The sequence below is a fragment of the Terrabacter sp. AAH1 genome, from assembly GCF_054456855.1.
In genome coordinates, this window is the sequence record NZ_JBTJJV010000003.1 from 260,980 (window position 1) to 281,189 (window position 20,210).

Annotated in this window: 19 protein-coding genes; 13 read left to right on the plus strand and 6 right to left on the minus strand. The window is 71.2% G+C overall.

Annotation, left to right across the window (positions count from 1 at the left end; all coding sequences use genetic code 11):
* Window positions 1–15 precede the first annotated feature (15 nt).
* Together ACXR8F_RS07280 and ACXR8F_RS07285 are read left to right on the plus strand one after the other, a co-directional pair.
* Complete coding sequence (locus ACXR8F_RS07280) at window positions 16–447, plus strand: hypothetical protein (RefSeq protein WP_045189514.1); 432 nt, start codon at window positions 16–18, stop codon at window positions 445–447.
* Window positions 447–1,316 (plus strand): SMP-30/gluconolactonase/LRE family protein, encoded by an 870-nt coding sequence (locus tag ACXR8F_RS07285; protein ID WP_458799373.1) that lies wholly within the window; start codon window positions 447–449, stop codon window positions 1,314–1,316. The genes ACXR8F_RS07280 and ACXR8F_RS07285 overlap by 1 nt, the downstream gene beginning before the upstream one ends.
* Before the next feature lie 51 nt (window positions 1,317–1,367).
* Here the strand turns inward: ACXR8F_RS07285 and ACXR8F_RS07290 are convergent, their stop codons facing one another.
* The gene (locus tag ACXR8F_RS07290; protein ID WP_458799374.1) at window positions 1,368–2,924 is read right to left on the minus strand and encodes an AAA family ATPase; all 1,557 of its coding nucleotides are present in this window, start codon (window positions 2,922–2,924) and stop codon (window positions 1,368–1,370) included.
* Window positions 2,925–3,004: 80 nt separating this feature from the next.
* Here ACXR8F_RS07290 and dcd point away from each other — a divergent pair, with 80 nt between their 5' ends.
* Together dcd and ACXR8F_RS07300 are read left to right on the plus strand one after the other, a co-directional pair.
* Window positions 3,005–3,583 (plus strand): dCTP deaminase, encoded by a 579-nt coding sequence (dcd, locus tag ACXR8F_RS07295; RefSeq protein WP_458799375.1) that lies wholly within the window; start codon window positions 3,005–3,007, stop codon window positions 3,581–3,583.
* On the plus strand, window positions 3,580–4,383 hold the full coding sequence (locus ACXR8F_RS07300; protein WP_458799376.1) for an alpha/beta fold hydrolase: 804 nt from the start codon (window positions 3,580–3,582) through the stop codon (window positions 4,381–4,383). The genes dcd and ACXR8F_RS07300 overlap by 4 nt, the downstream gene beginning before the upstream one ends.
* A 52-nt stretch (window positions 4,384–4,435) precedes the next feature.
* On the opposite strand, the gene ACXR8F_RS07305 is transcribed toward ACXR8F_RS07300, so the two are convergent.
* On the minus strand, window positions 4,436–5,884 hold the full coding sequence (locus ACXR8F_RS07305; RefSeq protein WP_458799377.1) for an aromatic amino acid ammonia-lyase: 1,449 nt from the start codon (window positions 5,882–5,884) through the stop codon (window positions 4,436–4,438).
* Window positions 5,885–6,036: 152 nt separating this feature from the next.
* On the opposite strand from ACXR8F_RS07305, the gene ACXR8F_RS07310 reads away from it, so the two are divergent.
* The 6 genes from ACXR8F_RS07310 to rpmG all read left to right on the plus strand — a co-directional run bounded on the left by ACXR8F_RS07310 (window position 6,037) and on the right by rpmG (window position 10,657).
* Window positions 6,037–6,792: an IclR family transcriptional regulator gene (locus ACXR8F_RS07310; protein WP_458799378.1), complete on the plus strand. Its 756-nt coding sequence runs from the start codon at window positions 6,037–6,039 to the stop codon at window positions 6,790–6,792.
* Entirely contained in the window at window positions 6,789–7,967 is a 1,179-nt protein-coding gene (locus ACXR8F_RS07315) for an ABC transporter ATP-binding protein (protein WP_458799379.1), read from the plus strand. Before ACXR8F_RS07310 ends, ACXR8F_RS07315 begins: the two co-directional genes overlap by 4 nt.
* Window positions 7,967–8,611 (plus strand): ABC transporter permease, encoded by a 645-nt coding sequence (locus ACXR8F_RS07320; RefSeq protein ID WP_045189503.1) that lies wholly within the window; start codon window positions 7,967–7,969, stop codon window positions 8,609–8,611. The genes ACXR8F_RS07315 and ACXR8F_RS07320 overlap by 1 nt, the downstream gene beginning before the upstream one ends.
* Window positions 8,608–9,375: an ABC transporter permease gene (locus tag ACXR8F_RS07325; RefSeq protein WP_458799380.1), complete on the plus strand. Its 768-nt coding sequence runs from the start codon at window positions 8,608–8,610 to the stop codon at window positions 9,373–9,375. Before ACXR8F_RS07320 ends, ACXR8F_RS07325 begins: the two co-directional genes overlap by 4 nt.
* Before the next feature lie 35 nt (window positions 9,376–9,410).
* On the plus strand, window positions 9,411–10,340 hold the full coding sequence (locus ACXR8F_RS07330; protein WP_045189500.1) for an ABC transporter substrate-binding protein: 930 nt from the start codon (window positions 9,411–9,413) through the stop codon (window positions 10,338–10,340).
* Window positions 10,341–10,489: 149 nt separating this feature from the next.
* Window positions 10,490–10,657, plus strand: coding sequence for a 50S ribosomal protein L33 (rpmG, locus tag ACXR8F_RS07335; RefSeq protein WP_458799381.1), 168 nt, complete (start codon window positions 10,490–10,492; stop codon window positions 10,655–10,657).
* 80 nt (window positions 10,658–10,737) lie between these two features.
* On the opposite strand, the gene ACXR8F_RS07340 is transcribed toward rpmG, so the two are convergent.
* Window positions 10,738–11,463, minus strand: a complete 726-nt coding sequence (locus tag ACXR8F_RS07340; RefSeq protein WP_045189496.1) for a hypothetical protein — start codon at window positions 11,461–11,463, stop codon at window positions 10,738–10,740.
* Window positions 11,464–11,638: 175 nt separating this feature from the next.
* Here ACXR8F_RS07340 and ACXR8F_RS07345 point away from each other — a divergent pair, with 175 nt between their 5' ends.
* The 3 genes from ACXR8F_RS07345 (at window position 11,639) to ACXR8F_RS07355 (ending at window position 15,047) form a co-directional block, all read left to right on the plus strand.
* Complete coding sequence (locus ACXR8F_RS07345) at window positions 11,639–12,892, plus strand: transcriptional regulator (RefSeq protein ID WP_458799382.1); 1,254 nt, start codon at window positions 11,639–11,641, stop codon at window positions 12,890–12,892.
* Between the two features lie 162 nt (window positions 12,893–13,054).
* A complete protein-coding gene (exaC, locus tag ACXR8F_RS07350) occupies window positions 13,055–14,578 on the plus strand; it encodes an acetaldehyde dehydrogenase ExaC (RefSeq protein WP_458799383.1) in 1,524 nt (507 codons plus the stop codon).
* 55 nt (window positions 14,579–14,633) lie between these two features.
* Window positions 14,634–15,047, plus strand: a complete 414-nt coding sequence (locus ACXR8F_RS07355) for a DUF779 domain-containing protein (protein ID WP_458799384.1) — start codon at window positions 14,634–14,636, stop codon at window positions 15,045–15,047.
* A gap of 87 nt (window positions 15,048–15,134) precedes the next feature.
* Here ACXR8F_RS07355 and ACXR8F_RS07360 read toward each other — a convergent pair whose 3' ends face one another.
* From ACXR8F_RS07360 to ACXR8F_RS07370, 3 genes are all read right to left on the minus strand, one after another.
* Complete coding sequence (locus ACXR8F_RS07360; RefSeq protein WP_458799385.1) at window positions 15,135–17,213, minus strand: hypothetical protein; 2,079 nt, start codon at window positions 17,211–17,213, stop codon at window positions 15,135–15,137.
* A 207-nt stretch (window positions 17,214–17,420) separates the two neighbouring features.
* Window positions 17,421–18,143, minus strand: coding sequence for a transporter substrate-binding domain-containing protein (locus tag ACXR8F_RS07365; protein ID WP_458799386.1), 723 nt, complete (start codon window positions 18,141–18,143; stop codon window positions 17,421–17,423).
* Window positions 18,144–18,244: 101 nt separating this feature from the next.
* The gene (locus tag ACXR8F_RS07370) at window positions 18,245–20,194 is read right to left on the minus strand and encodes an adenylyl cyclase (RefSeq protein WP_458799387.1); all 1,950 of its coding nucleotides are present in this window, start codon (window positions 20,192–20,194) and stop codon (window positions 18,245–18,247) included.
* Window positions 20,195–20,210: the final 16 nt, after the last annotated feature.

Below are 20,210 nucleotides of genomic sequence, written 5' to 3' on the forward strand. Positions count from 1 at the left end.
GGGGCCACGACCGTCATGGATCTGACCAAGCAGTCCGCCTTCGTCGAGCACGTCCGCGGACGGGGCGGCGCCACGGCCCAGGTGGCCGTGACCCTCGAGCAGTTCTTCGAGGGCAACGACTGCGAGTGGTGCATCGCCCCCAACCGCCCCGAGGACGTGCCGCTCGAGACGGTGCGACGGGTCCTCTTCGACCTGCGCTCGCATCCCGACGTGCACGACGTCCGCGTCGAGCTCGACGTGCTCGAGTTCCAGGACTTCCCGGACGATGAATGGCCTTACGCCAGTGGGGTGGCCGTCATCACGACGCTCCAGCCCGAGGAGGTCGACGCGATGACGATCGACGCCGACACCGAGGCGAGCGGCGGCCCGGCTGCCGGTGCCGACTGGCTTGTCGACGCGCCGACGGTGCCGCAGGGACACCACTACGTCGGGGTGTGGTGGGACTGATGTCCGCGGGTGGCGCGCCCGTCGCGCTGAGCGGTGTCGAGCAGGTCACCGACGCGCTCTGCTACCACGGCGAGGGCCCGGTCTGGTCGCCGTCCTGGGGAGGGTTGCGCTGGGTGGACCTGCTGGCCGGCGACGTCCTCACCCTCCGCGCCGACGGCTCCGTCGAGCGCCTGCACGTCGGGGCGGTGGCCGCGTTCCTGCGCCCCCGTACGCGGGGTGGCTGGGTCGTCGCGACCCAGCGCGGGCTGGCGCTGGCCGGGGAGCCAGACGGCATACCGGAGCCGTGGTTCGACCTCTGGGACGACCCGTCCATCCGGATGAACGAGGGCGGCGTGGACGCCGAGGGCCGACTGTGGGCGGGCACCATGGGCTACGACCGCGTGCCCGGCAGCGCGACCCTCTACCGCGTCGACGCCGACGGGTCCGTGGAGACCGTGGTCCCCGACGCGACGATCTCGAACGGCATCGACCTGTCACCCGACGGCACCCTCGCCTACTACGACGACACCCCGACGGGGCGCACCGACGTCTTCGACGTCGTCGACGGCGAGCTGGTGAACCGCCGGCCCTTTGTCACCCACGACGCCGGCCATCCCGACGGGCTCACCGTCGACAGCGCGGGCAACGTCTGGGTCGCGCTCAACGGCGCGGGGCGCGTGCGTTGCTTCTCGCCGACGGGCGACGTGCTCGCGGAGGTCGCGCTGCCGGTGCGGCTCACGACGGCGTGCACCTTCGGCGGGGACGACCTCCGTGACCTCTACGTCACGACGTCGCGCGAGAACCTCGATGACCCCGAGCCGCAGGCCGGTGCCCTCTTCAGGGTGCGGGTGTCCGTGCCCGGCCAGCCGGTGCGCGCCTTCGCGGGCTGAGTCACACCGCTGCTTCCCGGGGGCGTATGCCGTCCGATCGGGCAGGCAGCTTCAGCCGGCGTGGGTGACGCCCCCGTCGGGGGAGTAGCCGAACATCGAGATCGACCGGCCCGGCCGATGGGGGAGGCCGGCCATGGGCGCGCCCGGCGTCGCACCATCGGGACCGCCGGCCGCGTCGCCGGATCCCGCGCCGAGCAGGCTGCGCGTCAGCCGCTGGGAGTCCGACAGCAGCTCGTCGAGGGCCCCGCCGAGGTGGTCGTCGGCGGGTGGCTCGTCGCGCAGCGCCGCGGCGAGCACCGCGCGGCGCACGAGCTCCTTCGCGAACGACGCCGTGGTGCCCTCGGTACGGGCAGCAGCGACCGACATGGCCTCGTCGCCGAAGAGGTGGCCGCCGTAGAGGCGGAGCAGCTCGAGCCGCCCCTCGAGGTCGGGCAGCGGGATCTCCGCCGCGAGGTCGACGCGACCGGGCCGCTGCGACAGCGCGACCTCGAGGTCCTCGACGCGGTTGGTCGTCAGCACGAACGCGACGTCGGCGTCGGCGTCGAGGCCGTCCAGGGCGTCGAGCACCTCGAAGAGCAGCGGTGAGGCTCCCATCGAGAAGGAGCGGTCCTCGGCGACGAGGTCGCAGTCCTCGAGGACGACGATCGCCGGCTGGTGCGCCCGGGCGACCTTCGCGGCGTCGTGGACGAAACGCAGCGAGCCGCCGCTCAGCAGGACCGCAGTGGTGCCGGGAGTGGACGAGAGCAGGTGGCGCACGGTGTGCGTCTTGCCGGTGCCGGGCGGTCCGTAGAGCAGGACGCCACGCTTGAGGTGCTGGCCATGGGCGAGGAGCCGCTCGCGCTGCTCGCCCATCCCGATGACGTGGTGCGACACCCGCTCGAGCAGGCCGTCGGGGAGCACGACCGCCCCGGCGTCGACCGACGGGCGCTCCACGAACGTCACCCCGCTGATGCCGGGGCCGTAGGGGTCGCTGCCGAACGTGACGACCTGGCCCCGGAGGACGCTTCGCTCGTCCATGAGCTGCTGCACGCGCGCCATGAGCGACTCGGCCAGGTCACGGTCGGTGCACATCACCTCGATGCTGCCCACCTCGCGCCCGAACTGCCGGTTGGCGCCCTGCTGGCGCACGGCGACGGGGGTGCCCTCGAAGCGGAAGAGCCGGATGCCCGAGGTGACCACCTGGCGGCTGTCGTCCTTGCCGGGGCCGGTGGGCATGCGGTCGTAGTCGACCTGGCCGACCGGCAGCCCCGACCCGTGGAGCCCCTGCACCAGGTCGCCCAGCGACATGTGGTGGCGCATGTCGCCGGCGATGCCGACGATCGAGCGGTCGGGGTCGTCGTCGGACACCTCGCCGAGCGCGAGGTCGGCGTCGACCATCCGGTGCGGTGGCACGGGCTGCGCGACGACCGCCAGCGCGCGCGGCTCGACCCCGAGGTGGTCGGCGAGCACGTCGACGAGGCGCGGGCCGCCGCCGTCGCCCGGGACCCGCTCGAGCACGGCCCGCACGACGCGGTGGAGGTCGTCGAGCAGCGGGTCGACCGACGACGCGGGGGAGTCGTGCGCGGTGGCGTTCGAGGTGGCGTTCGAGGTGGCGTTCGAGGGGTCCATGACGTGACGATAGGCGGCGCGCGAGGTCCACAGGGCAGGAGTGCGGGAGCGATTCCGGCACCGCGTTATAGCCTCGACCCGTGCTGCTCTCCGACAAGGACATCCGGGCCGAGATCTCCGCCGAGCGGGTCGTGCTCGACCCCTGGGACCCGCAGATGGTCCAGCCCTCCAGCGTCGACGTCCGGCTGGACAAGTTCTTCCGCCTCTTCGACAACCACAAGTACCCCTACATCGACCCGGCGGCCGAGCAGCCCGACCTCACCCGCCTCGTCGAGGTCGGCCCGGACGAGGAGGGCTTCGTCCTGCACCCCGGCGAGTTCGTGCTCGGGTCGACGCTCGAGACGGTCACGCTGCCCGACGACCTCGCGGCCCGCGTCGAGGGCAAGAGCTCGCTGGGCCGGCTCGGTCTGCTCACCCACGCCACAGCCGGCTTCGTCGACCCCGGGTTCAGCGGCCACGTCACCCTCGAGCTGTCCAACGTCGCGACGCTGCCGATCATGCTCTACCCCGGCATGAAGATCGGACAGCTCTGCTTCTTCAGGCTCAGCTCGCCGTCCGAGAACCCTTACGGCTCAGCGACATACGGCTCCCACTACCAGGGCCAGCGCGGCCCAACCGCGAGCCGGTCGTTCAAGAACTTCCACCGCACGCAGGTGTGAGCACCACGTCCGAGGCGTCCAGGTCCGCCGGGCCGACGCAGCCGACCGAGTCGACCGAGCCGACCGAGCCGACCGAGCCGACCCGTGCCGACTCACGTATGCCGCTCGCGTCACTCGCGTGGGACGCGCAGCCTGCCCGCGCCGGGGTGGTCGTCCTCGTCATGCACGGGGGCGCGGTCGACGGGTTCGAGGTCAACCACCCCTGGTCGCACAACGTGGCCCGGCTCGTGCCGTTCGCGCGTGCCCTGCGCAGGGTGCCGGGGCCTGTCGCGGTGGCGCGCCTGCGCTTCCGGGTGCGCGGCTGGAACGGTGAGCAGCGCATGCCCGTCGTCGACGCGCGGTGGGCGCTGCGGCAGATCCGCGAGACCTACCCCGGCCGGCCGATCGCGCTCGTCGGCCACTCGATGGGCGGTCGCGTCGCCATGCACCTCGGCGACGAGGAGGACGTCCGGCTGGTGCTGGCGCTCGCGCCGTGGATCGAGCCCGACGACCCCTGGCCGGGCGTGGGACGACGCACCGTCGTCATCCACGGCGACCGCGACATCGTCTGCGGCCTCAGCCGGTCGCGAGAGCGCATCGAGAAGATGCAGGCGGAGGGTCTCGACGCGACTCTCGTGCGCGTCGCCCGCTCCGACCACGCGATGCTCGTGCGCGCGCCGCTGTGGACCGCGCTCGTCACCGAGACCGTCGCCGCGACCTTCGCGCCGGAGCTGGGTGGCTCGGGCGAGCCTCGGTCGGGCCCGATCGGCGCCGTCGTGGCGCGGGTCGTGCACTCCGGGGGCACCACGATCGACATCTGAGGCGACGCGTCCGATCCCGGTCGGGCGGGCGCTCGCCCCCGCGACGGCAGGCTCAGTCGAACGGCAGCGGCGTCGCGGCGACCCAGCGGTCGACGACGTCGACGGCGGCCGCCACGCTCGGTGCGAGGTCGTGGTCGTCCAGCTCCGCCACGAGGTGCGTGCACCGGGCCACCAGGTCGGCCAGCTCGCCGGAGACACGTCGACCGCCGAGGTCGAGCGCACGGACAGCCGCGACGAGCTCGAGGGCTATGAGCTGCCGGTAGGCGTCGGCGGCCTCGCCGAGGCGCGCGGTGGACACGGACGCGTGGCTCGCCCCGTCCTCGACGCCGGCGGACACCGAGACCCACTGGATCGAGCGCGCCGCCGATGCGGCCTCGCGGATGAGGGCCATGGCCGAGGCGGCTCCGTACTCGAGGATCAGCAGGCCCGAGGACCCCGCCTTCGGCCCGGCGAGGAAGCGGGGGAGACCGCTCGCGGCGTCGGTGAGCAGGTGCGAGATGCGGGAGGCGATGGTGTGTGCCGAGCCCACGAGGGCGAGCAGGGAGGCGTCGACCGCGAGCGCGAGGTAGGCCTGGTGGAAGCCGCCGTGGTGCGCGACGGTGGGTGGGTCCGTCTGCACCACAGCGGGATTCTCGCTGCCGGCGTTGACGAGCGCCTCGACGACCCGGCGCAGGATTCCCATCTGGTCGAGCAGCGGGCCGTGCACCTGCGGGAAGGTGCGCAGCCCGAAGAAGTCCTGGATCTGCGCCGGCTCGACCATGTCGGCCTGCACCAGCCGGGTGACCGTCGCCGCTGCGGTGACGGCGCCCGGGAAGGGCGTGACCCTCTCGACGACCGGCCCGAAGGCCTCGGGGTTGCCGCGCAGCGCGACGAACGACAGGGCGCAGACGGCCATGGCCACCTCGGCGAGGCGGGCCAGCTCGGCGCATCCGTGGGCCGCCTCTGCGAGGGTGAAGGCGCTGCTCGACATGAGGGGGAGCGCGTCGGCGTCGTCGAGCGGCGCAGGGGTGCGGAGCGTCCCGTCGCCACAGGGGCGCTCGCCGAGGAGCGTCAGGCCGACCTCGGCGAGCGCGGTGAGGTCGCCGGTGCCGATGGCGCCCCGGCGGTGCACCACCGGAAGCTGCGGGTCGTCGGCCCTCACGGCGTCGACGAGCGCGTGCAGGAGGGCCTCGCTCGCGCCGGACGCCCCCGCGAGGAGCTGGTTGACGCGGATCGCGAGGGCGCTGCGCACCATCGGTGCCGGGAACGGCTCACCCCACCCCGCGCTGTGGCTGCGCAGCAGGGCGTGTCCCGGTCGGGGTGAGGCATTGACCTGGTCGCGGTTGGCGCCGACGCCGGACGTCCTGCCGTAGACGGGCCGCAGCCCGGCGACGATCCGTGCCGTTCGGGCTGCCCGGTCGACACCGGACGCGGCCTCGGCGTCGATGATGAAGGTGGCGCGCCGGCCCAGGGCGTCGATCTCCGCGACCGTCAGCTGCTTTCCCGTCAGGGTGATCGTCATGTGCGGTCCTCGGATCACGGCGTGAGATTCCTCGGGCAACAGGCTGTTGCGCTCACTTGGCAGTGTGCCAGACTGCCACTGTGCAGCAAAGGCTTGCCGCTGGATGAAATGCGGTACGGCTCCCCCCTCCATCGCACGACGAGGTGTCACCCATGGCACGACCAGCACGTTCCACCACCGTCCCGGCCTCTGGCCCCGCCTCGCCCGGCGGCGACCGAACGGCGTCAGCGCCCGGAGCGGCGGCCACTCGCTCCGTCGAGCGCGCGCTCGGCCTCCTCGCGCACGTCTGCGAGTCCGCCCCCGTCAGCCTCTCGGAGTGCGCGAAGGTCGTCGGACTGTCCCCGACGACGGCCCTGCGCCTCCTGCGCACCCTCGAAGGGCTCGACTTCGTCAGCAGGGACGCGGGCGGCGACTTCCATCCAGGGTCGTTGGCCTTCCGGTTCGGGGCGGTCGCGCTCGGGCGCAACCAGATGGTCAAGGCGGCCGAGCCGGCACTCGAGCGGCTCAGCGTCCAGTGCGGGGAGTCGGCGTACCTCGGCATCGCGGGACGATCCGACGAGGCGGTCTACATCGCGATGGCCGAAGGGACCTTCTCGATCCGCCACGCCGGTTGGGTCGGACGCACCGTGCCGGTTGACCGCACGGCCATCGGCGCTGCCCTGCAGGGGCGAACCCCGGAATGCGGGTATGTGGTGGTGCGTTCGAAGGTCGAAGAGGACGTCACGGCCATCGCGGCCCCGATCGCGTGGACGGGCGGCATCGCAGGGGCCCTCAATGTCGTGGGACCCTCGTATCGTCTTGACCAGCAACGAAGCCGTGACGTCGGCGAAGCCGTCGCCGCGGAGGCTCGAACGATCGCGCGAACCCTGTTCCCGACCCATCACACGAATGAGGTGACGAGCCGATGATCCGGTTCGAGTCCGTGACCAAGGAGTTCCCCGACGGCACCGTCGCCGTCGACGCGCTCAGCCTGACGGCGCCGACCGGCAAGATCACGGTGCTCGTCGGCCCGTCCGGCTGTGGCAAGACCACGTCGCTGCGCATGATCAACCGGATGATCGAGCCGACCGGCGGCCGCATCCTCATCGACGACCGCGACACGTCCACGATCGACGCCGCCGAGCTGCGCCGTGGCATCGGCTACGTCATCCAGCACGCGGGGCTCTTCCCGCACCGCACGATCCTCGCCAACATCACGACCGTCCCGCTGCTGCTCGGGTGGGACAAGGCCAAGGCGACGAGCCACGCGCTCGAGCTCATGGACCGCGTCGGGCTGCCGCAGTCCTTCGCCAAGCGGTACCCCTCGCAGCTCTCCGGCGGCCAGCAGCAGCGCGTCGGCGTCGCCCGCGCCCTCGCCGCCGACCCGCCGGTGATGCTGATGGACGAGCCGTTCAGCGCGGTGGACCCGATCGTGCGCGAGCAGCTGCAGGACGAGTTCCTGCGCCTGCAGGAGGAGATCGGCAAGACCATCGTCTTCGTCACCCACGACATCGACGAGGCGATCAAGCTCGGCGACCAGGTGGCGGTCCTCCGGGTCGGGGGCAGGCTCGCCCAGCTCGCCGCCCCCGAGGAGCTGCTGTCACGGCCGGTCGACGACTTCGTGGCCGACTTCGTCGGGCGCGACCGCGGGTACCGCACGCTCGGCTTCCGCACCGCACCGTTCCCCACCAGCTCCGAGCCGACGGTCCGCCTCGGCGCGTCCGCCACTGACGCGCGGGGGGTGACCGACGACCCGTGGGTCCTCGTGCTCGACGACGACGACCACCCCGTCGGCTGGGTCGAGCGGGAGCGCCTGGACGGGACGGTGACGCGTGATGCCCTCCACCGGGGCGGCACCGTGGCCTCGACCGACGGTCCGCTGCGGCAGGCGCTCGACGCCGCGCTGTCGGCGCCGTCCGGCCGTGGTGTCATCGTGGGGCCCGACGGCGTCTTCGTCGGCACCGTGCGGGCCCGAGACCTCATCGAGCCCATCGAGGCGAGCGCCGCCCGCGAGCGTGCCGCCTCCTCCGCCGACGCCTCCGGCGACGAGGCCGTCGAGGGGGCCGGCGAGGGGATCGTCGTGGCAGAGCCGAAGGCGCTCTGATGGACTGGTTCACCTCGCACCTCGACGACGTGTGGCGGCTCTCCGTCATCCACGCCTACCTGGCGGGCATCCCGCTCCTGCTCGGCCTGGTCGTCGCGCTGCCCCTGGGGTGGCTCGCGCGGCGCTTCTCGTGGGCCTACCCGCCGCTCATCATCGGCACCGGGCTGCTCTACACGCTGCCCTCGCTGGCCGTGTTCATCCTCCTTCCCGGCATCCTGCACACCCAGATCCTCGACCCCGTCAACGTGCTCGTGGCCATGACGGTCTACACCGTGGCCCTGCTCGTGCGCACGGTCGCCGACGGCCTCGGCGCGATCCCGGACGACGTGCGGCTCGCCGCCAACGCCATGGGCTACCGGCCCGTCCGCCGGCTCCTGGGTGTCGAGCTGCCGCTCGCGGTGCCCGTCATCTCGGCGGGCCTGCGCGTCGCGGCGGTCAGCAACGTCAGCATCGTCAGTGTCGCGGCCATCATCGGCGTCGAGCAGCTCGGCTCGCTCTTCACCGACGGCTTCAACCGTGACTTCTTCGCGCCGATCGTCACGGGGATCATCGCCTGTGGCGTCCTGTCGCTGCTCTTCGACGTCGTCATCGTCGTCGTCACCCGGCTGCTGACGCCCTGGACCCGAGCGAGGGCCGCATCGTGATCAACGACATCATCGCCTGGCTCACCGACCCCGCCCACCGCGACGACATCGTCCAGCGGCTCCTCGAGCACCTCCAGTACGTCCTCCTCGCGACCGTCATCGCCGCGGCCGTGGCGATCCCGGCCGGCATGTGGGTCGGCCACACGGGGCGCGGCAAGTTCGCCGTCGTCAACATCTCCGGCTTCGCCCGTGCCATCCCGACGCTCGGCCTGCTGTTCTTCATCGTGCTGTGGCTCGGGCCGAGCCTGTCCGGCGACCTCGCCTTCCTGCTCCCGAGCCTCATCGTGCTCGTCGTGCTCGCGATCCCGCCGATCCTCGCCGGCACCTACGCCGGCATCGACGAGGTCGACCCGGCGGCCCGTGACGCGGCTCGCGGAATGGGAATGCGTGGCTGGCAGGTGCTGTTCAAGGTTGAGGTGCCGTGCGCCCTCCCACTCATCTTCTCGGGTCTGCGCTCGGCGTTGTTGCAGGTCGTGGCCACCGCGACCATCGCTGCGACGGTCGGGCTCGGCGGGCTCGGTCGTTTCCTCATCGATGGTCTGGCGGTCCGCGACTACCCCCAGATGGCCTCTGGCGCCGTCCTCGTCGCCGCCCTGGCCCTCGTCATCGATCTCGTCGCCGCCGTCGTCCAGCGGTTCGCGGTCTCACGCGGTGTCACCGGACGGTTCCGCACCAGACGCGCCCGCGTCGCGGTCGGGTCCACCGCAGAGTCACCGGCCACCGCAGAGTCACCGGCCACCACGACGGTCGGCACGGCCCACTGATCCCCCAGCTCAGCGCCCACAGGAAAGAGAAGAGCATGACGCACACCAAGACGGTTCTCACGGCGGTCTCCGCCCTGGCTCTCGCCGGTCTCGCGGCTTGCGGGTCGAGCAGTGGAGGCGACCCGCTCGCCCAGCCGACCGGCGCGGGGTCCAAGGCCCCCAGCGGCACCATCGTCGTCGGGTCGGCGAACTTCCCCGAGTCCGAGCTGCTCATGGACATCTACGCCGGAGCGCTCAAGGCCAAGGGCGTCACCGTCGACACCAAGCCCAACATCGGCAGCCGTGAGACGTACATTCCGGCTCTCAAGGACGGCTCGATCGACCTCGTCCCCGAGTACACCGGCGTCCTCGACCAGTACTTCAACAAGTCCGCCAAGGCGACCGACTCGCAGGCCGTCTACGACGAGCTCAAGGCCTCCCTGCCGTCCGGGCTCCAGGTGCTCGAGAAGTCGGCGGCCGAGGACAAGGACGCCGTCGTCGTCACCAAGGACACCGCGACGAAGTACAACCTCAAGTCGATCGCCGACCTCGGGCCCGTGGCCAAGGACCTCGTCCTCGGCGGGCCGCCCGAGTGGAAGACCCGCGAGTCCGGCGTGCCCGGGCTGAAGAAGGTGTACGGCCTGAACTTCAAGGAGTTCAAGCCGCTCGACGCGGGTGGCCCGCTCACGGTCCAGGCCCTGAAGAACGGCCAGGTGCAGGCAGCCAACCTCTTCACCACCGACCCGAACGTGCCCGCGAACGGTTTCGTCGTCCTCGAGGACCCCAAGTCGTTCTTCGCGGCGCAGAACGTCGTCCCCCTCATCACGAAGTCGAAGGTCAACGACACCGTCTCGTCGGCGCTGAACGCGGTGTCGGCCAAGCTCGACACCTCGACGCTGGCCGGTCTCGTCAAGCAGGTCGTCATCGACAAGAAGGACGCCGAGGACGTGGCGTCGGAGTTCCTCAAGCAGGCCGGACTGGCCTGACCCCGGGCCCGGCGCCCAGCAGATCGACGGAGCAGCTCGTCCTCACCGGGGGCGAGCTGTTCCTCGACCGCGGGAATGAGGTCAGGGCGAGAATGGTTCTCATGTGCGACGGATGAGGATCCGTCCCCGAGAGCAGAGGAGCAGTCCCCTTGACCAAGCGCACCGACCTTCGCCCTGTCGTCACCCTGCGGTCGACGGCAGGCACGGGCTTCAGCTACGTCACGACGAAGAACCGCCGCACCCAGCCCGACCGGCTCGTGCTGCGCAAGTTCGACCCGGTCGTGCGCGAGCACGTCGACTTCCGCGAGACCCGCTGAGCCCGACGCAGCGCACGCCGACATCCAGAGAGCACCCCGTCACCTCGGTGACGGGGTGCTCTCTCGATGTCGGGTGCCGGCTAGCGCACCAGTGGCCGGCTCTCGCTGGGTGCTGGAGCGTCGGACGACTCGGGGGCAGGCAGTGACCACGTGACGGTGACCGGCTGGGGGGCCAGCGGCGCGAAGGCGGCCACGACGTCGATGGCGTCACGGATGAGCTGGACCAGACGGTCCTCGGGGTCGTCGATGCAGGCGCGGGCGATCCCGTCGACGGCCAGGGCGACGATCTTGGCGGCGTTGGCGGGGCGCACGGCTGCGGCGTTGAACCCGAGGCGGGCCAGGTGGATGCGGGCCCAGCGCTCGGCAGCGGGCGCGGTCGCCAAGGCTGCCCGTGAGGCCTTGGAGAGCTGGCCAGGGGTCCGACCGTCCTGCTCGGCGAGGACGCCTTCGGCGTTGAGGATCGCGAGCGCCATGACGTTCTGACGTTCCTCGGCCGCCACCGGGAGTGCCGAGCGGGCGGCGGTGAGCACGAGCGCGGCGGGCACGCGGGGGTCGTCCGGGTTGAGCCCGACGACCTCGGGGATCATCGTCACGAGCCGTTGCCGGTGCGTCTCGTCGAGCATGTCGTTGACGCAGCGGGCGAGGGTCGAGAGCACGGGATGCGTGCACGCGGGGTGGTCGCTCCATCGTTCACCGGCGAGGAACGAGGCCATCTCCATGAAGCAGGCGCCCTTGCGTGGGCTGCGGTGCCGGCCTCGTGACAGCACCGGCACACCGTCTGGGACGAAGGGGGCTCGTCGTGACATCGTCGCTCCTCGGACTTTCCCTCGGGACCCTGCGGTCAGGTCCTTTCATGGTGCGCCTCAAACCCGCGCTTGACCACCCTTTGGTCCTACCCAGCGCTCCACGGTCCGGTCGGGCGTGCTGTGGCTTTCCGCTCGAACCTGTCGGACGGGTCGCCACGCCGTGCACAATCGGCGCATGCCCGTCGACGAGGAGAGCTCCGCGCGACCGGACTCCGAGAGCGCCGGCATCCGCGCCCACGTTGCCGACTCGTGGCTGCGTTCGGCGGCGGCCGGCGTGCAGGTCGACACCGTGGACGCGCCGATCACGCTGCCGGGCGACGCCCTGCGCGACCACCGTTCCGCGCACCCCCTCGCGAGGGTGTTCCCGCTGCTCGACGACGTGCTCGGCCAGGCGGCCCGGGACTGCGACGCCGTCATGGCAGTCTCGGACGCGGCGGGGCAGCTGCTGTGGGTGTGCGGCACGCCGAGCGTCCTGCGCCGGGCGGAGTCGATCGGCTTCGTCGAGGGCAGCAACTGGGACGAGCGGCTCGCCGGCACCAACGCACCGGGGATGGCGTTGCGTCTCGACAGCTCGGTCAACGTCCTCGGCGCCGAGCACTTCCGTCGTTCGGTGCAGCACTGGAGCTGTGCGGCGACGACGATCCACGACCCCGCCGACCAGAGCATCCTCGGGGTCCTCGACATCACCGGCGGCGACGAGATCGGCGTGCCACAGACCATGGCGATGGTGCGCGCCGCGGCGCGGATGGCCGAGTCCGAGCTCGCGCGCGAGCTCCTCGTTCGCTCGCGCAGTGCGCCCGTTCCCGACGTGGCGGCGGGCGGGGGCCTGACCGTCCTGATGGAGTCGCTCGGCCGCAACGACACGCTGCTCACCGTCGACGACGGGCGCGGCCGTCGCCAGACCGTGCGCCTGAGCCCACGCCACAGCGAGATCCTGCTCCTGCTCGCGTCGGCCCCCCGAGGCCTCTCGGGCGACGAGCTCGCCGTGCTCCTCTACGAGGAGGACAGCAGCGCCTCGACCCTGCGCGTGGAGATGGGCCGACTGCGCGGACTGCTCGGCGACGACCTGCTCGCGTCGCGGCCCTACCGGCTCGTCGCCGGGCTCGCGGGCGACTGGCTGGCCGTCGAGGCGCACCTCGTGGCCGGCGACGTGGCGAGCGCGATGCGCGCCTACCGGGGACCCCTGCTGCCCCGCTCGGTCGCCCCCGGCGTGGTGCGGCTGCGCGAGAGCATCGAGGGCGATGTGCGCACCGCGATCCTGCGCAGCGGACGGGCTGACCTGATGTCGGCCTGGACCCGCTCCGCGTCGGGGGCCGACGACTACGAGATGTGGCAGGCCCAGGCACGGGTGCTCGGCCCGGGTTCACCGCTGCTGCCGCTGGTGCAGAACCAGATCCAGCGCCTCGACCGCGAGCTGGGCACGCCCTGACCCGACAGCGACTGGCCTCTCGACTCCCGTGGGCGTGCCCCGGGCGTATGCCGCCTCGCCGGCTCTCGGCGACACGTGACGCAACGTGGTTGCAACGTTGCGCTGCCTAACGTCCTGCCAACCCCGTGGGAGGGGACCACCAAGGATGTTGGGAGAACCACCATGACCGTCTACGCACCCCCCGGAGCGCCGGACTCGCTCGTCACCGTGCTCGACCGCTACGGCCACTTCATCGGCGGCAACTGGGTCGACCCGAAGAAGGGCCTCTGGTTCGAGAACACCTCGCCGGTCAACGGCAAGCCTTTCTGCGAGGTCGCCCGCGGCACCGAGGAGGACATCGAGGCCGCCCTCGACGCCGCCCACGCCGCCGCTCCCGCCTGGGGCCGCACGAGCCTCGGCGAGCGCTCGCTCATCCTCAACCGGATCGCCGACCGCATCGAGGAGAACCTCGAGGCCCTGGCCGTCGCCGAGACGTGGGAGAACGGCAAGGCCGTCCGCGAGACCCTCGCCGCCGACCTGCCGCTGGCCGTCGACCACTTCCGCTACTTCGCGGGCGTGCTTCGCGGACAGGAGGGTTCGAGCTCGGAGATCGACGAGAACACCGTCGCCTACCACTTCCACGAGCCGCTCGGCGTCGTCGGCCAGATCATCCCGTGGAACTTCCCGATCCTCATGGCCGTGTGGAAGCTCGCCCCCGCCCTCGCCGCGGGCAACTGCGTCGTGCTCAAGCCGGCAGAGCAGACGCCGTGGTCGATCCTCAAGGTCGTCGAGCTCATCGGTGACCTGCTGCCGCCGGGTGTCGTGAACGTCGTCAACGGTTTCGGCGTCGAGGCCGGCAAGCCGCTCGCGAGCAGCCCGCGCATCGCGAAGATCGCCTTCACCGGCGAAACGACGACGGGCCGGCTCATCATGCAGTACGCGAGCCAGAACATCATCCCGGTCACGCTCGAGCTCGGCGGCAAGAGCCCGAACGTCTTCTTCGAGGACGTCGCGCAGGAGCGGGATGCCTTCTACGACAAGGCTCTCGAGGGTTTCACGATGTTCGCGCTCAACCAGGGTGAGGTCTGCACCTGCCCGTCACGCGCACTCGTGCAGAGCTCCATCTTCTCCGACTTCGTGCCCGACGCCGTGGCCCGTGTCGAGAAGATCAAGCAGGGCAACCCGCTCGACACCGAGACGACGATGGGGGCCCAGGCGAGCAACGACCAGCTCGAGAAGATCCTCTCCTACCTCGACATCGGCCGTCAGGAAGGTGCGAAGGTGCTCACCGGCGGTGAGCGCAACGTGCTGGACGGCGACCTCGCCGAGGGCTACTACGTGGCCCCGACCGTCTTCGAGGGCAACAACTCGATGCGCATCTTCCAGGAGGAGATCTTCGGTCCGGTCGTGTCGCTCACGAGCTTCGAGGACGAGGTCGACGCGCTCGCCATCAGCAACGACACCCTGTACGGCCTGGGAGCCGGCGTGTGGACACGGGACGGCGCACGTGCGTACCGGATGGGCCGCGGCATCAAGGCCGGGCGGGTGTGGACGAACTGCTACCACCAGTACCCGGCGCACGCCGCCTTCGGTGGCTACAAGCAGTCGGGCATCGGACGGGAGAACCACAAGATGATGCTCGACCACTACCAGCAGACGAAGAACCTCCTCGTCTCCTACTCGCCCGACGCGCTCGGCTTCTTCTGACCGGGACGTGCCCGTGTCGCAGGAGCCCGCACAGGCGGTCGCACCCGGAGAGCCCATGGCTTCCCCCAACCGGGTCGACCTCACCGGTGAGGCGGCGGACCTGCTCCGCCGCCTCACCGGGATCCATGGTGAGCTGATGTTCCACCAGTCGGGCGGCTGCTGCGACGGCAGCTCGCCCATGTGCTTCCCGGCCGGCGACTTCCTCACGAGCGAGGCTGACGTCCATCTCGGCGACCTCGTCGTGGACGGGATCGCCGAGCCGGTCGCCTTCTGGATGTCGGCGTCGCAGTACGCGTACTGGAAACACACCCACCTGACCGTCGACGTCGTCAAGGGTCGCGGCAGCGGATTCTCGGTGGAGGCGCCGGAGGGCGTGCGGTTCCTCATCCGCTCGCGCCTGTTCACCGACGCCGAGAGCGCGCAGCTCAGCCTGCTCCCGCCGAGGGTCGGCCGGCCACCGGCGGGCTGACGAGGCGTCGGGCCGGCTTCCGTGCCGAAGCCGGCCCGACGCGTACTCGGTGAGAGCGCTCAGGTGGTGCGCTCGGCCGTCACGCCGTCACGGGACGAAGGCGCTGACCCGTGTCGACCAGTTGGCGAGCGCCGTCCGAACGCCCGGGCCGTGGCTCGCCCCGGCGCAGGTGCCGAGCAGGTTGTCGCCCGTGCCGCCCGCGAAGAACGGGCCACCCCACGCGGTGTAGTCACAGGCGCTCGCGACGTACTCGCTCGCGACCCACACGGTGCCGCCGTCGACCGCGGCGGCGCCGTAGTCGCCCCACCTGGTGCGGGGCGGGTTGCCGACCTGGGCCTTGTAGCTGGTGAAGCCGTCCGCGGCGGCCTTTCCCTGTCCGTTGGGAACGACGTTCCACGGGCCGAGCCCGGTGAGGGCGTCGATCGGTGCGTACGCGGCGCTGGGGAAGGTGGTTTCACCGGTCGCCGTGAAGGCCATGACCCCTCGACCGCTCGACGTGACGCCGATGGCGGGGTACGTGAAGTCCGTGCCGGCCTCGGTGAGGTAGCCGGCGAGCCCGATTTTCGGTGCCAGCGTCGCACCACCGGGCTTGACGACGTACCACGCGATACCTGCCCGGTTCGTGGTGGTGTCCTTGGGCGTGACCGCAGTGTCGAGCGCACCCCAGAGCTTGCCGTTGGCGTACGTCACCTGCTGCATGCGGGTGTCGTTCGAGTCGGGTGTCGAGACGACCTCGTTGTGCGCCGGTTGGGCGCCGAGCAGCAGGCGCCAGCACCCGACGCCCGCGATGGTTGCGGTCGTCGTGTCGTTGATGCAGTGCCCCTGCGGGGTGGTGACCCCGGGAGGGGTCCCTGACCCGGGCTGGTGCTGCTTCGGCGGCAGCGCATATCTCCCGACGTCCACCAGCCGGTTGGCCAGGTGGAGGTCGGGGCTGCTCGTGTTGAGCGAGCCGGTGTTCGTCAGGGACCAGACGACGATCTGGTTCGACACGTAGTCGCCGCCGGTGCCGGCCTTCGGGTGGGTCGCCTCGTCCGCGGCGTTCGAGCTGAGGAAGTACTCGGTGCCGTTGTTGCTGAGGTTGAACGACGAGGCGCCCGGTGGCTGGGCCGGCCAGACCGTGAAGCCGGGCTGGGTGGGTCCGGCGTCGCTCGGAGCGGCCACCAGGCCGGACGTGTCGATGTGCTGCGTGGCGACGTTCGCTGCACCCGCGGCCAGCTGGGCCTTGGACAGGGCGTAGATCTGGGCGCCGGCGAAGCCGTTCGCGGTCCAGGGATACGCGTTCGTCGTGAGGTATACGCCGTTGGCGTCCGCGCCGATGTGCGGGTAGTCGCCGAGGTACGGGCCGGGGTTGACTCCGCCGGTGTTCGTGCCGTCGTTCGTCACGTCGAGCTTGTAGATGTTCCACGAGCCGACCGGGTTCGACGTCTGCGACACCGCGAGGTCGAGGTGGTTGACGAAGTTCAACGAGCCGTCGGCGGCACGGTCGAGCGTGAGCACGACGAGGAAGAACCGCTGGGTCGCGGCGTCGAAGATGCACGTCGGGTCGGTGAGCTCCGGCCCGAGCGCGCCGGTGGCGCGGTTGACGGCGGGCGCGTACCCGTAGAACGAGTTGAGGTCGACGGCATGGTGGACGTCGCGCGGGAATCCGGCCACGATGTTCGTCGCCGTGTTGTCGGGCAGCTGTGACACCCCGGCAGGGTCGTAGACGTTGAAGACGTCGTTGACCGCTTCGACGACGTGCCCGGCACCGACGCAGAGCGCCTGGTCGGGCGGCTCGATGCTGAACTGGTTGCCGCCGCGCGAGTAGCGCTGCTGGTAGTGGTTGAGGCCCTCGAAACCCGTCGTGAAGGTCGGGTTCGACTTGGCGCGAGTCGCATTCGCGACGTTGACACCCTGCCCCGCGGCGTGGCCCTGCGAGAGGGTCCTGTTCGCGATGGTGCCGGTGAAGGCGTCGGGCGAGGCCTCGTCCTCCGGGGTCGCGAACTCCGGGACCGTGCCGCCGTCGCTCGGGACGAAGGAGCCGGTGACGGGGCTCGAGGTGCCGCTGAGGGCGATGGATGGGGACGAGGCGTTCGCCTGCGTGGTCGGCAGCAGCAGTGCTGCGACGACGAGAGCGGGTGTCGCGAGGACACCGGTGCGGATCAGAGAAACGCGGCGCAAGGCCATGGAGCATTCCCTTTCGAGGTGAGCCAGGCCGGGGCACGCCGCATCGGTGGTCGGCGGTCTCGGTCTGGCGTGCCAGACCGGAGGTGGGGCCGACCGACCTTGAGCTATCGGCGTTCGCCTGAGAGCCGGGTCGTCCTCAGTCGCCACTGTCCCACCGCCAGGGCGTCCCGAGAACCCCTACCGCGCAGATTGAGTATGCCGTCCGGCTCAGGCCGGCGGCGCCGCCGCCTCGCGTCGCTGTCCTGCACGCTCGAGCGCGTCGGCGACGAAACCACTCGCCTTGAGCTCCTCGACGAGGTCGCGGAGGAAGGCGACGGACTCGGCCGACCGCGTACGCGTGGTTCCGACGGCCTGCCGGATCTGCATGAACGCACCGTCGACGACGCGGAAGCCCGCGTGTTCGTCGGCGAACGTGGTGACGGCCTCGCGGATGCCGGCGCCCGCTTCGAGCGGATGGGCGAGGAGTGAGCCGACGCCCTCGTCGTTGCGCACGAGGGTCGCGCGCTGCAGCGTCCTCGTGAGGTGCAGGTCGTAGGCGGAGCCGGCCTTGACCGCGACCCGGATGCCTTCGGCGTCGACGTCGGCAACGGTCCGCAACGGTGAGTCCGAGGGCACGACGTAGGCGCCCTCGATGATGACGTAGGGCTCGGTGAAGGCGACCTCCGCCTCACGCACGGGGTCGATCGCGAGGAAGCAGATGTCGGCGGCGCCGCTCGCCATCGCCTCGAACGACTTGCGGGCACCGTCGAAGGTGACGAGCTCGACCGGGACGGCGAGGCGTTCGCCGACGACGTGGGCGATGTCGACCGTCACGCCGCGCGGCTCGTCGAGCGTGCCCTGGGCGAGCACCGCGTTGCCGAGGTTGATCGAGGCCCGGAGCGTCCCCGTCGGGGCGAGGTCGCGGGCGATGGTCGTCAGGTCGGCTCGCATCGGCTCATGGTAGGACGGTGGCGCGAGACCGGGCATCGTATGCCGCCGGGCCGCCCACCCGGCCCGGCGGCATCCGACCGCCGGGCCGAGAAGCGTTGCCGTCAGGGGTAGTCGACGACCGTGACCGGCACGTCTGCGTTGGCGACCGTGGAGGGCCCGCCGACGCCGTTGACGACGTTGCGGATGCCGCCCTTGCCGTTGGACGGGTCGAGGAAGATCGTCAGCAGGTTGTGCAGGCGCACCCCGGGCGTGACCGGCACCTCGAACGAGTTGGCGGCGAAGATGTCGACCCCCTGGTTGAAGAAGCTGTAGGACCCCATGCCGGTGCCCTTGAAGCTCTTCACGCCGGAACCGACGACCAGGGCCGGGTATCCCTCGTGTCCCGGCGCCGACATCCATGCGGCCTGGCTCGGCGGGTCGTAGGGCAGCTCGTTCTGGAAGAACGTGACCGACCCGTGCTCACCGTTCCAGATGACCTCGGTCTTCTGGTAGTGCTCGACGAAAAGGCCTGTGGCAGTGACGTGGTCACCGTTCACGATGAGACCGGTGTCGGCGGTGTTGCTCGTCCACCCGACCCCGTTGCCGTGGTCGGCGCGCCAGGCCCAGATGTCGTCGAGGACGACGTGGTCGCTGTTGACCTCGAGGCTCACCGTGGCCTTGCCGACGTAGGGCCCGCCGATGCGGAAGAAGACGTCCTGCAGCGCGGTCGGGTCGGCGGCGCTGCTCCATCCGGCGCGGCCCGGGCCCCGTCCGTTCGCGGCCCGCTGGGTGCCCACCCGGAGCAGGACGGGTGAGTTCACCGGGCCGGCGTCGAAGGTGAGCCCGGCGATGTCGACACGGGGCACGTCGGCGACGCTCATGGCGGCCTGTCCGGTGGTCGGCGTGAGGCTCGCGAGGCCGAGGCCGAGCACCACGGTGCCGGCCCGCTTGACCCGCAGGGTCTCGTCGAGGTGGTAGACGCCGGGCGTGAGCAGCAGGTTGCGACCTCGCGCGAGCTCGCGGTTGATCGCCTGCGCCGAGTCGGACGGGCGGGCGACGTAGAAGTCGGCGAGGCTGATCGAGCGTCCGGGCGTCGAGCCACCGGCCCACGAGACGCCGCTCGTGTCGGTGGCGGCGGCAGGCACGAAGACGCGGTAGGCGCCCGCTCGGTCGACGTAGAGGTAGGGCTTCTCGCGGCTCACCGACGTCTTCGGGACGGTGGTGTACGGACCGCAGCCGTTCGCGGCAGGGAAGCACTCGCCCGGCGCGCCCTCGACACCCGAGAAGACCTGGTTCCAGACGCCGTTGGTCCAGCTGCCGACGCTGCTGTTGCGCGTGAAGAACTGCTGCTGCGAGCCGTTGATGACTGGGCCGTCGAACTTGGAGTCAGCGATGAACCCGCCGCTGGCGAAGGACGGCCCGGTGCAGTAGTCCATGAGCGTCGTCTGGCCCTTGACGTGCACGCGGCGCAGCGGGGCGGCCTGCGAGACGGCCCAGAACTGTCCTGAGTAGCAGGCGAAGTCGGGGGTGGTCACGTTGATCGTCAGGTTCGACATCGAGCGCCAGAAGTTGTTGAGCGCGATGCAGCCGCCTGCGGAGCACTGGTTGCGCACGTAGACCGAGCCGTTGATGACGACGTCACCGGGGTTCTGGCCCAGCCCGGCGACCTCCGTGTAGTAGCCGACCTGGAAGTTGAGCGGCTCGGTCGCGGAGCCGTACGTGCCCGGCTTGAAGAGGATCGCGTGCCGCTGGGGTCCCATCTCATTGGAGACCTGGGTGGCCGAGATGGCGTCCACCTTCGCCTTGATCTCGGCGGTCGACATGGACGGGTCGAGCACGAGGGTGCCGGAGCCGAGGTCCGGCGCCGTGACTGCCGCGGGGACCGCGCCGGCCACGGCGGCGGCAGAGGGCGCGGAGCTCGCCGAGGTCACGGCACTCGGCGGCGGGGCAGCGGCCTCGGCGCCGGCGACGGCAAGGGTCGGCACGGCCGCAGTGGCGACAGCCAGGGCCGTGAGGGCCAGCCGGTGGAGGGCGGTCGCGGGCCGCCGGCGTCGATCTCGTCGATGAGTCATGGGCACACGATTCACT